Below are 16,735 nucleotides of genomic sequence, written 5' to 3' on the forward strand. Positions count from 1 at the left end.
CAGAAAGCCTAATTTTAGAGCCTCGACGAACGAGGTCATTTCCTAGGACGGTTAAACGAAGACCTCAGAGATACGCCAGGAATAAAAAATGCCAGTAAGCTTAACTTACCGGCATTAGAGCATACGCTCTCTTTTTATATCGCTATATGATTACAGGATCTTAAACAGATGCGTCTTTAATTGGCTAAAATCTGCCGCTAACGTCACTGATAAAATATCCTTGTTCTCTACAGCAGCAAGTTCTGCTGGCAAAGGAAGTGCTATCGCTAATTCTCTGTCTACGACATCCTTAAATTTGGCCGGATGCGCCGTGCCTAGAAATATACCTTTCTCTTCATCAGATAACGTTAGGTTTAATGCTTGTGCCGCAATCGCAGCATGTGGCTCAGACAGGTAACCTTGACTGTAAAGTGACTTCAACGCTTCCGACGTATCCTCTTCCGACAAAGCAACACCTGTAATTTCAGACAGAGACCACCCCATCTTCTCAGTAATTGCTTCAACTCTTGGCCAGTTACTCGGCTCTGCCACATCCATTGCATTAGACATTGTCGCTACCGTTGCGTGCGGAAGCCAATCACCCTTGTCTAAATAACGCGGCACGGTATCATTGCTGTTGGTTGCGGCGACAAAACGTGCAACAGGCAGTCCCATTGCTTTAGCAAACAAACCTGCAGTGAGATTGCCAAAATTACCACTTGGAACGGCAATCACAGGATCTTGTTGATGTTGAGCTTTAAACTGTGCTACCGCCTCGAAGTAATAACAGATTTGTGCCAGTAAACGGCTGATATTGATTGAGTTAGCAGAATTAAGATGTAAACCGTCACGCACATCACTGTCTTCAAATGCACGCTTGACTAGATCTTGGCAGGCATCAAAATCTGACTCCACTGACACAGTATGAATATTGTCACCTAAGGTAGTGAACATCTTCTCCTGTAAGACACTTATCTTCCCTTTCGGATAAAGCACGACAACCTGAATTTTGTCGAGCCCAAAAAAAGCATCGGCTACAGCTGCACCAGTGTCACCAGATGTAGCCGTTAAAATATTGATTTTGTCGCCACCCGCTAGCTCATTGAGACATTGCGCCATAAAGCGGGCACCAAAGTCTTTAAACGCTAAAGTAGGACCGTGAAACAGCTCTAAGCAGTATCTATTTTCATCAGCTTTCGCTAATTTAAGATCAAAGTTAAAGGCCTTCTCAACCAGAGAATCAACCGTCTCTTGACCTATTTCAGATGCAAGCCAGGCGCCGAGTACCTTTTTACTGCGTTCAACAAATGGCAGCGCCAGCAGAGCGTCCATATCCTGTAATACAGGGATCTCCTTCGGAAAAAACAAACCTCTATCTTTACCTAGCCCAAGTTTCAGTGCCTCGGTAAAGCTAACCACTTGAGATGGATGTTTTAAGTTATACAGTTCCATGAATTCCAATACCTTCTATCAATCAATTCTGCGAGTGCCTAAGGCATCTAGCTTACAAATATGAGAAAAACCAACCCCATGCTCTACGTAGTTTGAATCTAACCAAGCTTGCGCTGCTTCAGCAGTCTCTAAGCTGTCAGTGACAGAGAAGAGTGTGGGACCACTACCTGAGATCCCTGTCGACAGCATGCCAAGTTTATCTAAGGCTTCTCTCGCTAATTCATATCCCGGTATGGACGATGCACGGTAAGGTTCAGCCATGACATCTTTTAATACAGAGATAGCCAACTCAGCATCTTGTCGATAAGAAGCATGAACAAATGCACTCAGATTCCGCGCAAATTCGATAGCCACTGATTTATCATATTCAGCAGGTAACAGTTTGCGCATCTTAGCCGTAGAAAGCGATATTCCCGGATAAGCGACGACCCAGTACCAATTTTCAAATGATGGAATGCTGCCACACACTTTATGCTCTGTGTCCAACATCAACTGCATCCCACCTAAATAACAGGGAGCCACATTATCATAATGAACAGAACCGCTAATCTGACCTTCAAACTTCCCCATTAAGCGTAACAACGCTTGTTCATCATAGGGCGTGTCGAAATATTCATTAAGGGCATAAAGGGCGGCGACCACAGAGCTGGCACTAGAGCCTAAGCCGCTACCTACGGGTAAGTTTTTCTCTAAAGTAAGCGCTATGCCCTGTTGTATGTTCAGTTGTTCCATAAAAAATAGCGCACATTGATAAACAATGTTTTCTTCAGGATTAGGGGGTAATTTGTCAGCCCACTTGCCTTCAACGTCTAATGAAACACCGGCTGGCGAAGAGACAATAGAGACTCTATCGCCCAATAGACTGCCATCAATAGGCGCAAGTGCAGCACCGAGCAGATCATAACCGACACCGACATTTCCCATCGATGCGGGAGCGTAAACAGTTAGGCTCATAGCAAACCTCCCATTTGATATCTCATTGTCTCGACTTGAACCACACCACTTGTCATAGAAGCAGCTGCATTAAACAAATTCAGGCTCATACACTCATCTCCCGAGTCCAGTTCAAGGTTCTAAGAAGATCGGCAAATACACCAGCAGCGGTCACATCAGTACCAGCACCGTAGCCACGCAGTACAAATGGAATTGGCTGATAATAACGGCTATAAAATGCCAGCGCATTTTCGCCCCCTTTTACACTGTACAGAGGATCTGTAGCGTCCACTTCAGCTATTTTGACACGACAACCGTCATCATCGATTTGGCCTAAATAGCGCAATACTTTCCCTTCTGAACGCGCTTTTTCAACTCTCAGGGAAATCTCCCTATCGAGTTTAGGCAGATTGTTCATAAAGGTGTCAACATCACCACTAGCATCGAAGTCATCAGGCAAAACAGACTCAATGGTTATATCATTAAGTTCAAGTTCCAGGCCGACTTCACGGGCAAGAATAAGCACTTTACGCGCAACATCCATACCACTTAAATCTTCTCGAGGATCAGGCTCTGTAAAGCATTTATCACGCGCAATACCAGTGGCTTCAGACAAGGTCATCCCTTCATCTAACATGCCAAAAATATAGGAGAGTGAACCAGATAATATGCCATTAAACTTAAGTAATTTATCCCCTGCAAAGAGCAATTTTTTAAGGTTATCAATAACAGGTAAACCCGCACCTACCGTTGTTTCATAGAGAAACTGCCTACGTTGCTTAAGGGCCGTGTGGCGTAGTGCACGATAATATTCGTTATCTCGGGTATTGGATTTTTTGTTTGGCGTTACAACGTGCAAACCTGCATTCATCACGTCCAGATACTTATCAGATACATGTTCACTTGAGGTGCAATCAACTAACACAGGATTGAGTAGCTGCTGCTCCTTCGCCCATGCCAGCATGAAGTCTAAATCACATTCTGTTTGGCAATCTGACAGTAAACTCTGCCAACCATTAAGGTCGACCCCTTCAGCATCAAGTAACATATGACGAGAGTTAGCAATACCGCACACTCGAATGGTGATGTGCTCTTGCTTTAATATCTGAGCTTGCTGCTTTATCTGCTCAAGTAAGCCTGCACCGACATTGCCACAACCCACTAAGAAAACATCAAGGTAGTGTTGTACATCAAAAAAGCTCTGATGACAGGCTGAGATGGCATGTTTAATTTTACGCTGTTCAATCACCGTAGAGATTGAACGCTCAGAAGACCCCTGCGCAATGGCAATAATATTCACTGACGCTTGAGCTAAGGCTTGAAAGAACTTTCCAGCAACGCCTTTGTGAGTTCGCATACCGTCACCAATCAGTGAAACAATCGCTAAATTGTCTCTCATCTCGATAGGCTCTAAGATCTCATTCTTTAGTTCAAGTTCAAATTCAAGCTCCAATGACGTTTTCGCTTTATCTGCATCTTGAGTCGCAATACAAAAACTGATGCTGTATTCAGATGAACTCTGAGTGATAAGCGAAATAGACACACCAGCACGGGATATAGCCCCCAAAGTACGGCTAGCCATTCCGACCATGCCTTTCATACCAGGGCCAGAGATATCAAACATGGTTTGACTATCTAGGTTAGAGATAGCTTTAACATTTAAACCGCTCTTATCAGCTTCATTTGACACTAACGTCCCAACTGCTGCAGGGTTAAAGCTATTACGGATATAACAAGGGATATGGTAACGGGCAATAGGAGAGATGGTTTTAGGATGAAGCACTTTAGCACCAAAATAGGACAGTTCCATCGCCTCTTGGTAACTCAATTGCGAAAGCAGTTTTGCATCGGCAACAACGCGAGGATCCGTATTATACACACCATCGACATCAGTCCAGATCTCGCAGCAACTAGCACCTAAACAAGCCGACAATACCGCAGCTGAATAATCAGAGCCATTGCGCCCTAAAATCACAGTACGTCCTTTGCTGTCTCCGGCAGTAAAACCAGGCATAACCCAAACACGCTTGCTGTCTAAAGGAACGCTTTCGAACTTGGCCTTACTTAACTCAATATCAACCACTGACTCTAATGGCTCACCTGTTGCAACAAACAAACGCTGAGACTCAAGCAAGTCTGAACTGAGCTCTTTGGCTATCATCAGCTGTATCATCAACGCAGATGATAATTTCTCTCCACCAACTAACACTTCCGCACGAACAAAGTCTGGACACTCGTTAAGTAAACTAATTCCCAGCGACTTCTTTTCCCAGAAGTTCAGCTGCTCAGTTAGCTTTGACATTAGCAGCGATAACTGCGATGCCGTTAACGTCGAACTAGCACCTTGGTATAAGTCGGTAAAAACACGCTCTATGTCGGCCAACACAGTCTTAAAATCGCCACCTTGAGTTGCACGTTCAAGCATTTCCAACAAACCATTGGTCACGGTTGCTGGTGCTGACAATACAACTGCGACAGACTCATCCTGTGCCGTATCGGCAACGATTGCTGCTGCTGCACTAAATCGTTGCCAGTTCGCTAGCGAGGTACCGCCAAACTTCATTACTTTCATACTTTCTCCTTGATACCGCGCTACTTTAATTCCCAAGCCACTTCAAAATGCTGAATCTTGCATATTGAGTTCCTTTGGGTATAAAAACAAAAAAGCCCGCTTCTTGGTGTGGAAGCGGGCTTGTCATATTCAAAAAATCTTAAGTACGTTTAGCCTGCCCCCACGAAAATAATCGTGGTGGTTGTAATAATGGTGGTTACAACTCTATTCAGGCAATGCATCGGAATTAATTCATCCAAATAAACGTGAAAATCTATGAGTACAGAATTGCTTTTTTCTTATGCAGATGTCAAGTCCCTAATAACAATTTGTATAGAAAAAACCATTATGTCTCTATTTTTCCTTATAAGGATTGTAAGAGTAAGCTAGTGAACACTTAAGGTCACTAATAGGCTAACTAAATAGCATATATTACGTTTACGGAAAGGTAAGAAATATCGCAGAGCACTGAAAATTAATAGCTTTAATTTCGCATACAATCTAAACATGTCTAAAAATAGCAAAATAACGCCCTGTAAGCGCTAAACGACACTAACAAACATGAGTAACAATCCCCTCTATAAAAATCAACTTTTACACAATGAATTTATTTTTAAAAAAAATGCTTAACTACGCAAAAAATACATTTTTCAACGTAAGTTGATGCAAATCAGACAACTTCTACTCGGCAATATATGTGCAAGAAACCTGAGCTAACCGACATTACCGAATGCAAATCATCGCCAACAAATAGAAAGCAAGCTAAAATGCGCGCACATTCTGAATTGGAGGCGATATGAAAATCACCCAACACTGTGCAGTAAGCATCCACTACCGTTTATCTGATGAGCAAGGCCGCGTTATCGAAGATTCTTTTGAAGGTGAGCCAATGCTTTATCTTCATGGAACAGAAAACATGATCCCAGGTCTTGAAACTGAACTAGAAGGCAAAGTTGCCGGTGATAAGCTTGATGTCACTGTTGATGCCGCTAACGGTTATGGTCCATACCATGATGGTTTACGTCAGGAAGTACCACTCAGTGCTTTTGGTGATGTTGAAGATATCGTTCCAGGTATGCGCTTTATCGCTGAAACTGAAATGGGACAACGTCCTGTTCAGGTTATCGAAGTAAAAGATGATGTTGTTGTTGTCGATGGCAACCACCCATTAGCAGGACAGGCCTTGAACTTTGTTGTTGAAGTCAAGGAAGTTCGTGAAGCGACTGCCGAAGAGATAGCACACGGCCACATTCATGCTCACGGCAGCAGCTGTGGTTCTGATCATGGACATGAGCATAGCCATGAAGGTGGTTGTTGCAGCCAGAAAGAAGATGAACCCGCTAAAGAAGGTTGCGATGGCAACGGTGGATGCGGCTGTAGATAATCATTAACGATAGAATAAGTGCTAATGCATATTAGCTCATGACTATTCAATATAAGCCCATCACATTTTATCAATGTTATGGGTTTTTTTTCGACTATAATTATTGTTCAGCAAGAGAACAGGTATCCAAACTTGTTCCAAAAACAAAGGATTGTTTATGCTTAGCAAACCCCTCTACGAAATTCTGCCATTAGGCTACATTGTTATAGGTTCAACCAGCATGTTGTTATTAGAGGAGGGCTGGGCGATGGTCGCAGCCTTTACCGTTTTCTATCTCGGCACCAAAGTCTATAATATGCGCTCTCAAAACCGCCGCACTGATCCTATGAGAAAACGAAAAAAAGGCAAAGTTCCCGTATCACTTTATAACACCCTTCCTTTCGTTTACCTGTTCATTGCCGTCATTGTCTTAAAGTCGTCAGCAACGGGATTAGCAACGGTGATCAGTCTTAGTTTAATGAGTTACTCTGTGTATGTCTTAATGAGACGGGCTGCTTATCGTCGTCACCAGCTCCCTATCCAACAAAGCATGTTTTAGTCGCTAGCTTAATATAAGTTGTTTGATCTTCTCTCTTTGATCTTGCGACATATGCTTAAGGTAATTAGAGCAGCGGGTAATGGTTGCAATGCTTATTTTGCACTCAGCAGCTATCTGGCGTTGACTCATCTCACCGAGAAGAAGTGCCTGAAATACTTTGAGCCTACCAGCAACAGCGCTACGCTCCTCTTCTGTCAATAGCAGTTCGAATAACTCAAGCAACGCATTATGATCTTGATGACTCACAACTTTTTCTAATACAGAATCCCACTCAGCTCTCATCTCCTCCCCCTCCTCTGCTCTATTTCCGACAATTTACTCAATTTTTTACTCTCACACCTTATACCAATTAGCCGCGTTCGATGTACTGCTACTCCATTACAATTGTACCAATAAGCCAATAGAATCAAAAGTAATCATCACACTTTTACTTAAGCTTTTCATACTATTAACCTTAATGAACCCGCAGTTACAAATCGTTGCATCTTTACATGTAAACTATTGAATATTTGGATAGTATCAGTTGGTAAAAAAAGAATACAATAACAGAGTGATGTCACAAAACTACAAAAAACGTGAGAGCAATATAATGAACAAGAAAGCAAAAATGGCCATTTTGGCAATAGTAAGCAGCACTGTATTAGCTACAAGCGTACAAGCAGACAACTTTAAAAAAACTGATGATGCTATCGAGTATCGCCAATCGGCATTCAGCTTAATGGCCTACAACTTCGGTGATATGGGTGCGATGTTGAAAGGTAAGAAGCCATTCGATGCACAAGTTTTTGCTATGCGTGCAGAAAACGTCGCCGCACTTTCAAAACTTCCTTTAGAAGGTTTTACGCCAGGTTCAGATAAGGGCGATACAGAAGCCCTAGCTAAGGTTTGGACTGAGAAGTCAGATTTCGATGCCAAGATGGTGCAACTACAAAAAGATGCAGCGGCACTCTCTATTGCAGCACAAGCAGATGATAAAAAAGCGTTAAAGCAAGCTTTCTTGAAAACAGCTAAGAACTGTAAAGGCTGTCATGACGTATACAAGAAAGACTAAGTAATACCAATCCCACTAATAATGTGATCTTTCAGCGGGAATTCAAAGCCCTATAGGCAAGACAGATGATTGACGCTAATAGTTATTCTATTTCTAGAGCATCTAACGCCGAATAAAGGGCTTTGAAACCCGCACTACGTGAGCCTTTCAGGCATTCCACTTCTGCTTTGCATTGACTTAAAAGGGAGTAACCATTTCCTCATCAATGCGCCTTGAATTGAAAAACCTGAGTGGCTCTGAATTGATCACTTATTTAATGGGATTGGTATAAATCGCAAATAAAAAGCCTGACAACTCCATGGGTCGTCAGGCTTTTTATTGTTTGTTTTTGGCATTCCTTTGAATTACAGCATTTCCAACACAGGGAGGATCAAATAGTTCCCCACAAGTCCCGCGACCACAGCCAGCAGTAATAGCGCCAATAGTGCAGGCTTAAACTTTAGATCTAATTGAGTGGTGTCTGGCACTTGCTTATAGCCTGTGATCATGGGGACTATTAACTTATCGCCTTTAATTCGGTGGTATATAACTGCCAACACGTGAATAGAAGCAAAACCTAACATGACATAGAACACCTTCCTATGTAGCCAAGTCATCAAAGAGCTAGTATCACTTGATACGTAAGAGTAAAGAGGTCCCTCAGTAAAAATCTCATCGGTAGCGAATAAGCCACTCACTAACTGCATTGAAACTAATAGCATTAGGACTATCACCATATACCCACCTAAAGGGTTGTGGCCAACACTCGAAGTCACACCTTGATGCTTAGTCAGCTTCATATAATCTAATACTGTTTTAGGGTGCTTAATAAAGTGACTAAAACGAGCAGTGTCACTCCCAATCACGCCCCAAATAAGTCTAAAAATGATAAGAACCATCAAAGAATAAGCGCATACCTGATGCCAATCCATCTCTCCATCATCGGCTGTCCACCACAAAGAGGCCAATAAGAAAATCATGCCCCAGTGAAAAATCCGAGTAGGAAGATCCCAGACTTTAATTTTATTGTTCATTTTATTACCAGATATAAGTGAGAGAAAAAGGATATTGGATTAACCGTTAGGGTGATATTTTCGCAGGTTTGGGAGGTATTATAAAAAAAGCACTTGAACTTATCCATTCAAATATGAGCCTCTTCTGCTCCCTTTACAAGCAATTTACACTAGATATTTTCAAGAATTGTCTAAGTGATCAAAAAAAAAACGAACAACACAAAATAGCGATAAAAGTGTGATTAAGATCACGACTTTCGTCGTCAAGATTGGTAATCTAAATCCAAGGCAATAAGAGAAGGTTCAACATATGACAAAGATCACTAGCAAGAATTTTGAAGTTACTCCCCTTATTCGTGAACGCATTCAGGCCCGTTTAGAAAAGCTATCTAGACATGATGTTCAACTTATTAATCCACATGTCATCATAGTGCAAGAGAAGCAATTATTTAAAATTGAAACCTCAGTCGGGATCCCTAATCACAAGCTTTTTGCTCAAGCAAAACATGAAGACCTTTACTCAGCTATTAACGCGATGGGACAAAAATTAGAGAAACAACTCAATCGCCTAACCCATAAGCCAGAAGCTCAGCGCCATGAATCATTAAAAAGACAAGAGGAAGCGGTTGATACGAGTAATCAGTTCGATGAAGAATTTGACGAAGAGTTTGCCGCTTAAACGTCGAATGATACAGGCCTTTCAACGTGAGTTTATGGCCTTAATTGAAAGAAAGTATTCAGGCTCCAATCGCCTATAAAAGGTCCTAAACTCATTACTGTTTAGGTAACCTTAGGCAGATAAGCTTTTATAGCTAATGAGCCTGATAGTGTGGCAAGTGGTAAAACGAAATCAGAAACTTACTTCCCTTAATTAAGAAGCGTGACGTAAGAAGCCAGATTTCAACTAACAGAGGAGCGATATCAGAATCACTAAAATTATCGTAAGACCTGTAAAAAAGAACTCAGGCGAATAGTAGCCTTAAGGCCCTCAACTCATTCAGTTAGGCAGCCCTAGGCAGATGAGCTTTTAAAGCCGATATGCCTGATAGTACCTAAGTAGAAAACAGATCTGACTCTTGTCTCCCTTAATTGAGAAGCGTGATGCAACCAGTCAGATTTTAACTAAGAAAGAAAGGAACATTAGCAAAATCCAGCTAGATGTTAACTAAATCATAAGGAGCGATAGTAAAAATTTACAACGGCAAATTGGTCATACAAATAGCGATACAACTAATGGAGAATCTTAAACGTTAGGCAGATTTATTAGGTTCGTGATCACACAGACTAAGCAGCCAGAAGGTTTAACAAGTACAAGGTTAACAGCGAAAGTCTGAATATTAATGTTAGGTTAGGTCAATCTATTAACGCTTTCATTTAGAATAGAGGGCGAAGTTAACACAATAGGTTTTCATCATATAAAGGAGGAACTCTGAGTTTGATTTTTTATAATTTTATCCAAAGCGCACCTCAAGGTGCGCTTTTTTATGTCTGGAACATTTATGCCATATTCCATGGATGGAAAAATATGGTAGTTATGTCTGGAACATTTATGCCACATTCCATGGATGGAAAAATGTGGTAGTTATGTCTGAAACATTTATGACACAGCCTTAAGGATGGAACATCCATAGTTCAATAGAGACGATATCTCTCCACGCTTAAATATAAAACAAGTTTTAATTGACACTAAAGGGTTCGAGCTTTACTTTTATAGACATGAAACAACTTACAGCCCCCTTTTTTACTTTCTTTTTTATTCCACCCATACAGGGAGGCGGAATTTCGGTGTAAAAACGAAAGTGAAAATTCCAAAGCCTCCCACTAGGGGGGCTTTTTTGTGTCAGGAACACTTATGTAAATTTACCATGGATGGATATAAATTTACTTTGTGTCAGGAACATTGATACCAATTTACCCGGAATGGGAGAATTGGCTTTGTATTAGAATTCGGTCAAAACATAGAGGACTACATGAGCAAACCACAGCCTTTGAATCATACCCGTGAACAGATCACTTCGCTTGATAAAGATCTACTGGCACTATTGGCTAAAAGACGTGAGCTCAGTCTGGATGTTGCTCGAAGTAAAGAGGTCGACATCCGTCCGATTCGAGATACACAAAGAGAAAAAGAATTGCTTTCTCGACTCGTCAAACAAGGTCGTGAACAAGGGCTAGATGCCCATTATGTTATCTCTTTATACCAAAGCATCATTGAAGACTCCGTTCTCAACCAGCAGGCTTACCTACAAAGCCGAGCCAACCCCGAAATTCAAAAGCAACAATACAATGTGGCCTATCTTGGCGCGAGAGGTTCATACTCCTACTTAGCCGCTAATCGATATTGCGACCGTCGACAGGTCAATATGCAAGACTTAGGTTGCAAAAGTTTTGATGAAATCGTTCAGGCCGTTGAATCCGGTCATGCTGATTATGGGTTTCTTCCAATAGAAAACACCTCATCAGGCTCTATTAATGAAGTCTACGATGTTCTGCAACATACGAGTTTAGCTATCGTTGGTGAAACGACAATAGAAGTCGGCCACTGCCTTCTCGCTAAAAACGGCAGTAAGTTAACACAAATAAAGACCGTCTACGCGCATCCTCAGCCTATCAGTCAATGCAGTCGATACCTGAGCCTTCACCCTGACTATAAACTTGAGTATTGCTCAAGCAGTGCTGAAGCCATGCAAAAAATCGTCGACAATGACGATCCCACTGTCGCCGCCATAGGGAGTGCAGAAGGTGGAGCTCTCTATCAGCTTGAAGCGATAGACCAAGATTTAGCCAATCAAAAAATCAATCAAAGCCGTTTTATTGTGGTCGCTAGAAAAGCCATTGCAGTTCCAGAACAGTTGCCAGCTAAAACAACCTTGATCATGGCAACAGGGCAAAAGCCTGGTGCGCTAGTAGAAGCCCTCTTAGTACTAAAAGCCCATGACCTGAATATGAGTAAGCTCGAATCACGTCCTATTCCAGGCACACCTTGGGAGGAGATGTTTTATCTGGATCTCGATGCAAATCTCGCCAGTGATGCGATGCAGTCTGCACTCAAAGAGCTTGAACGTATCACACGCTTTATTAAAGTATTGGGTTGTTACCCTTGCGAAACCGTCAATCCAACGCAGCTGACCAATAGCCAGTTAATGATAGAGCCCGACACCAGTCGTGCTGAGCACTCAAGTAAAACAACAGTGCAAAATGCCTCTATTAACAACGAGCTATTAAGGTATTGCAAAGCTCATAAAGCAGATGCAACAGAGGTCACTATAGGGCAGCTACAAGTCGGTGATGGGCAATTTGGTGCCATCGCACTTATCTCCCTACCACAAGATAGTGGGCGCTATAGTCATAAAGCAAAATTACTCAAGGAAGCGGGATTTCAGGCAGTCATTTTAGAGGGCTTATCGCATCAGGTTGATGTGAACTCAAATGTGCTTGAGTTCAAAAAAGCACTACATCAGTTTGATCTTGAATGCATTATTTCAGTCGAACATGAATCAGAGCTCAAATTTGCTACTGAGCATGCCAGCATTTTGCTGATAACCGGTAAGCAGATGCACAATAAAACCTTACTGAAGCAAGTTGGATCGTTACATATCCCTGTGATATTGGAGCGAAATACCATGGCAAGTGTTGAGGAGTTGCTGACGGCTGCAGAGACCATACTGACCCAAGGCAATCAACAACTGATCCTTTGTGAGTCTGGTATAAGAACTTTCAGTGATTCCATCATGCCTTCACTCGATCTAGCCGCTTTAGTGGATATCAAGACAATCACTCACCTACCCGTCTTAATTAATCCAAGTTACGCATCAAATAAGCAAACGCTGATGCCTCATTCGGTAGCGGGTAAGCAACTCAATGCCGACGGATTAATATTGAATTTCACCTCTGACAATAATGATTTTGACGCTGAGCTTGCCAGTCACAGTGAGCTTTTAAGAGAATTATATAAATAGAACCATTTAGTTCACCCACAAAAAAGAGGACCTAGGTCCTCTTTGTTAATCTTCATTTTGTACCACACAAGATATTCTTAGACTGCAGTACCTTCAGTCAGGCTTAACCAACCCTTGATAATTCGATGACAAAACCAAAGTGTCGCGACCACATAAATACTCACACTCACCCACAAAGGTGAGAGAAGAAAGCCAACAATGCTTAATATCGTAAAGCCGATAATGGAGTGACGTTGCCAGCGCAGGTGTGATTGGATAACAGGGCTTTCACTTAACGGTTTATGAGCAAGGTTGATGACTAAGCCTAATAACGTTGGCAGAAAAAACAGCGGGAACGCGGTCATCAAACCATACAGGAGATGCGCTAAGCTCGGATCGTCCATGGATACTCTCGCTGAGGCTGTCGATATCATAGATACGCTCCAATAATGACAAGAAGAAGATAACACTCACTCCTTAACAATACTGTGTCACAGGCTATTGCGCAAATTCATCTTTATCCACACCCTATCCAACTTGCCCTCTAATAATACCAATCAGTATAAAGATTTGATCGCTCAGCGAGAATTTAGCGGTCCTGAGGCAAGGTCATTAATTGCTCCTGCATTAACGACATTCAGAACATCCATGTTCTTTGCAACGAGTGAAGAGCATAGTTATTCTACGATTAAGCACGTTAACACAGCATCAGAACCGCTAAAACTCGCCTGTAAGGAGTGTTTTTGGCTGCCTATTTCTGCGTTGAATGAACTCACAAGGGAACAACCATTATGTCATCCATTCGTCTTGAATTAGTTTGCCAAAAAACACTCTGAGTAGATCAACATCTTATATTGATTGGTATAAACTCATACTCAAGGCTCTAAAAGATAGCGTTAATCTCTAGAGTACTAAAGTGACATCGGATCTTAACTTTGTAGAGCAAGCGAGCACAAAACCTTGTGCTATTTCATCAGGGGTTAAGCTCATCTGACTAGAAGATTCAGTCTCTCCTTTAATCACCTGACATTTACAAGCGCCACATACACCAGAACGGCACGCTGCAATGATTGGTAAACCTTCCGCTTCTATACCTTCAAGCAAGCTTTGATCTGATGTCAGCACACGTTGACGATCATCAATGCTCAGCATAAAGCCGTCCTCTTCACTCAGTTCAACTGATGGGAGTGCTACATTCCCAGTACCACCAACAATACTGTCACCAAAACTCTCTTGATGATACTGAGACATATCAAAGCCTAATTCGCTCAATAAAGCCTGAACACCAGACATAAACGGAGCAGGCCCACAGACAAATACCGTTCTATCTTTAAAGTCACTGACAAGCTCGGCTAGGTTATCCCCATTAACACGCCCTTCTCTGCACACTTGTCCTACGGGTAAACGCTCAATACCAGACTCTAGAATATAACGTAAAGACAGCTTGGGATTATTTTGATTTATCTTGTCTAAATCATTCTTAAAAATACAATCTTCAGGGCTCTTGGCGCAATGAAGAAAAGCAATATCAGCGCCCACTTTGGTATCTGTTAACCAGCGCGTCATTGAGTACATTGGCGTAATCCCACTACCTGCACTTAAGAAAAGGAATTTTCTAGCAGTAATATCAACAAGATTAAATACGCCATCAGGCCCTGTCGCCAAGATGGTGTCACCAATCTTCAAGGACTCAGCAAGGTAATTGGAGACGAGGCCACCTTCGATACGTTTAATGGTCACCACAATTGAATATGGACGTGAAGGGGATGAAGAGATGGTATAACTTCGGTGAGTAAGTGCACCGTTAATCTCAAGCATAAACGTTAAAAACTGGCCGGGTTTAAACTGAAACTTAACTGGACTCTTTCCCTGAAAACGAAAACTAATCACATCATGGGTTTCATGCCACTTCTCTACACACAAAAGCTCAACCTCACCACGCTGCCAACTCGGCGAAGTCAGTTGTAATTCATCGGTATCAGGGTTAGAAAGAGTATCAGTGCTCATCTTGTTTTCACTCATTTTAGAAAAGAGATTTAAATTAAGGGTTAAAACTCAAACGGACCAAGGCCCCCATAAAGAAGGCTAGGTCTATATGAACGAATCTTTATGCGACGTTTAAGATGGTTTTGAGATCGGCTTCTGCAGTCGTAGTGCCGCGAAGACCAAACTTATCCTCTAACACCTTAAGTAGGTTATCGGTTAAGAATGCCGGCGCACTTGGGCCGGTGCGAATATCTTTCACACCCAATGACAATAGCGTTAGCAGCACCACGATTGCCTTTTGTTCAAACCATGAAAGTACGATGCTCAATGGCAACTCATTAATCTCACAACCGAAGGCTTCTGAAAGCGCAATGGCAAGCTGGATAGCAGAGTAAGCATCATTACACTGACCAATATCAAGTAAACGTGGAATGCCATTAATGTCGCCAAATTCAAGTTTATTAAACTTGTACTTGCCACAACCCAAGGTCAAAATCACAGAGTCTTTTGGCGCCGCTGTCGCGATGTCAGTGAAGTAACTGCGCTCCGCCTTATCACCGTCACAACCACCAACGAGGAAGAAGTGTTTAATGGAGCCGTTCTTCACATTCTCAACCACGGCAGGGGCTGCAGCCATGAGTGCATTTCGAGCAAAACCTATGGTGATTAGATGGGGGATCTCATCATAGATAAAACCTTCAAGCTCAAGCGCCTTCTCGATAACAGCAGAAAAGTCATCACCTAAAAGATGGGTAACTCCAGGCCAGCCAACAATGCTACGGGTAAAAATGCGGTCAGAATAGTCACCAACATTAGGATCAATAATACAGTTAGAGGTCATCACTACCGCACCTGGGAAGTTAGCGAACTCTTTCTGTTGATTTTGCCAAGCGCTGCCATAGTTTCCAACAAGATGTGGGTACTTTTTCAACTCAGGGTAAGCGAGTGCCGGTAGCATCTCACCATGGGTAAAGACATTAATTCCCTTACCTTCTGTTTGCTTGAGGATAAGCTCTAAATCAACCATATCGTGGCCAGAGACTAAGATAGCCTTACCTTTCACTGCAACGGTATTCACCTGAGTTGGCTCTGGGTGACCAAATGCAAACGTCTCGCCTTTGTCCAGCATGGCCATAATGCGATAGTTCAGTTGACCGATTTCCATGGCAACGGAAAAGAGCTTCTCCCCATCAACAGAATCTTCACCTAAGAAAGACATCAATTCATGAAAACGAGCAGCCACTTCAACATCAGTCTGACTCAACACGCGAGCATGCTCCATATAAGCAGCAGCACCTTTTAAGCCATAAAGACAAAGCAGACGTAAGCCAAGGATATCTTCATGAATATCCGCTTTGCCACGGTTTGGAGCCGCTAATGCCGCTTGCGCTAACATCTCAGGTTTAGTAGCACCTAAAATTAATTGCGACGGAGCACTTAACTGTTCAGGCGTCTTCCCAGCAGCTTCACATGCCTCTTCATAAGCTGTTTTCAAACGATTACGGCACACATCGGCTTGTTTAACGTAATCAAGCAGTCGGTCATCATCGAAGTTTACATTGGTTAAAGTCGCAAAAAAGGCTTTTGGCACGAAGGCATCAATTTCGCTATCGACAATATCAAACTCACGAGCTTTAACAGCGTAAGCTGACACCCCTTGCAACAAGTAGATAAGCAAATCTTGTAGATCTGAAGTATCAGCAAGCTTGCCGCACATACCTTGGGAATAACTACAGCCGTTTCCTGCAGGGGTTCTAATTGTCTGTTCACACTGAATACAAAACATTGCTACTGCTCCTAAATTTTTAATCATGCTTTTTATTTGCATCTTTAAATCTAGTCTAAAGGTAAGCATTGCCTGTTAGATAGCAGAATTTTATTTAATGGCAGAAACATTGAGGCAGATCAAATTCATCAATGATGAGTCAGTC

At 42.3% G+C, this 16,735-nt stretch carries 13 protein-coding genes and 1 other annotated feature; of the genes, 5 read left to right on the top strand and 8 right to left on the bottom strand.

Annotated elements, in window-relative coordinates; translation table 11 throughout:
* Positions 1-150: 150 nt before the first annotated feature.
* From thrC to thrA, 3 genes are all read right to left on the bottom strand, one after another.
* The gene (gene thrC, locus FN961_RS24495; RefSeq protein ID WP_144042766.1) at positions 151-1,431 is read right to left on the bottom strand and encodes a threonine synthase; all 1,281 of its coding nucleotides are present in this window, start codon (positions 1,429-1,431) and stop codon (positions 151-153) included.
* An 18-nt stretch (positions 1,432-1,449) separates the two neighbouring features.
* Complete coding sequence (gene thrB, locus FN961_RS24500; RefSeq protein ID WP_144042767.1) at positions 1,450-2,385, bottom strand: homoserine kinase; 936 nt, start codon at positions 2,383-2,385, stop codon at positions 1,450-1,452.
* A gap of 85 nt (positions 2,386-2,470) precedes the next feature.
* Complete coding sequence (gene thrA / locus FN961_RS24505; RefSeq protein ID WP_144042768.1) at positions 2,471-4,936, bottom strand: bifunctional aspartate kinase/homoserine dehydrogenase I; 2,466 nt, start codon at positions 4,934-4,936, stop codon at positions 2,471-2,473.
* A gap of 775 nt (positions 4,937-5,711) precedes the next feature.
* On the opposite strand from thrA, the gene slyD reads away from it, so the two are divergent.
* A complete protein-coding gene (gene slyD, locus FN961_RS24510; RefSeq protein ID WP_144042769.1) occupies positions 5,712-6,299 on the top strand; it encodes a peptidylprolyl isomerase in 588 nt (195 codons plus the stop codon).
* A gap of 157 nt (positions 6,300-6,456) precedes the next feature.
* A complete protein-coding gene (locus tag FN961_RS24515; protein ID WP_144042770.1) occupies positions 6,457-6,837 on the top strand; it encodes a hypothetical protein in 381 nt (126 codons plus the stop codon).
* 3 nt (positions 6,838-6,840) lie between these two features.
* On the opposite strand, the gene trpR is transcribed toward FN961_RS24515, so the two are convergent.
* Positions 6,841-7,119, bottom strand: coding sequence for a trp operon repressor (gene trpR, locus FN961_RS24520; protein ID WP_144042771.1), 279 nt, complete (start codon positions 7,117-7,119; stop codon positions 6,841-6,843).
* Positions 7,120-7,426: 307 nt separating this feature from the next.
* On the opposite strand from trpR, the gene FN961_RS24525 reads away from it, so the two are divergent.
* Complete coding sequence (locus FN961_RS24525; RefSeq protein WP_144042772.1) at positions 7,427-7,888, top strand: c-type cytochrome; 462 nt, start codon at positions 7,427-7,429, stop codon at positions 7,886-7,888.
* A gap of 344 nt (positions 7,889-8,232) precedes the next feature.
* Here FN961_RS24525 and FN961_RS24530 read toward each other — a convergent pair whose 3' ends face one another.
* Positions 8,233-8,901 carry a cytochrome b/b6 domain-containing protein gene (locus FN961_RS24530; RefSeq protein ID WP_144042773.1) on the bottom strand — a complete coding sequence of 223 codons (669 nt, stop codon included), beginning with the start codon at positions 8,899-8,901 and terminating at the stop codon, positions 8,233-8,235.
* A 289-nt stretch (positions 8,902-9,190) separates the two neighbouring features.
* Between FN961_RS24530 and hpf the strand changes: the two genes are divergently transcribed.
* Positions 9,191-9,559: a ribosome hibernation-promoting factor, HPF/YfiA family gene (hpf, locus tag FN961_RS24535; RefSeq protein WP_144042774.1), complete on the top strand. Its 369-nt coding sequence runs from the start codon at positions 9,191-9,193 to the stop codon at positions 9,557-9,559.
* 1,039 nt (positions 9,560-10,598) lie between these two features.
* Positions 10,599-10,720, top strand: a sequence feature (Phe leader region).
* 130 nt (positions 10,721-10,850) lie between these two features.
* Positions 10,851-12,839, top strand: a complete 1,989-nt coding sequence (locus tag FN961_RS24540) for a chorismate mutase (RefSeq protein WP_144042775.1) — start codon at positions 10,851-10,853, stop codon at positions 12,837-12,839.
* Between the two features lie 77 nt (positions 12,840-12,916).
* On the opposite strand, the gene FN961_RS24545 is transcribed toward FN961_RS24540, so the two are convergent.
* The 3 genes from FN961_RS24545 to hcp all read right to left on the bottom strand — a co-directional run bounded on the left by FN961_RS24545 (position 12,917) and on the right by hcp (position 16,590).
* Positions 12,917-13,252: a hypothetical protein gene (locus FN961_RS24545; protein WP_144042776.1), complete on the bottom strand. Its 336-nt coding sequence runs from the start codon at positions 13,250-13,252 to the stop codon at positions 12,917-12,919.
* 469 nt (positions 13,253-13,721) lie between these two features.
* Positions 13,722-14,825 (bottom strand): FAD-binding oxidoreductase, encoded by a 1,104-nt coding sequence (locus FN961_RS24555; protein WP_144042777.1) that lies wholly within the window; start codon positions 14,823-14,825, stop codon positions 13,722-13,724.
* Positions 14,826-14,925: 100 nt separating this feature from the next.
* Positions 14,926-16,590 carry a hydroxylamine reductase gene (hcp, locus tag FN961_RS24560; RefSeq protein WP_144042778.1) on the bottom strand — a complete coding sequence of 555 codons (1,665 nt, stop codon included), beginning with the start codon at positions 16,588-16,590 and terminating at the stop codon, positions 14,926-14,928.
* Positions 16,591-16,735: the final 145 nt, after the last annotated feature.

It is taken from the genome of Shewanella hanedai (genome assembly GCF_007197645.1).
Classification (GTDB): domain Bacteria; phylum Pseudomonadota; class Gammaproteobacteria; order Enterobacterales; family Shewanellaceae; genus Shewanella; species Shewanella hanedai.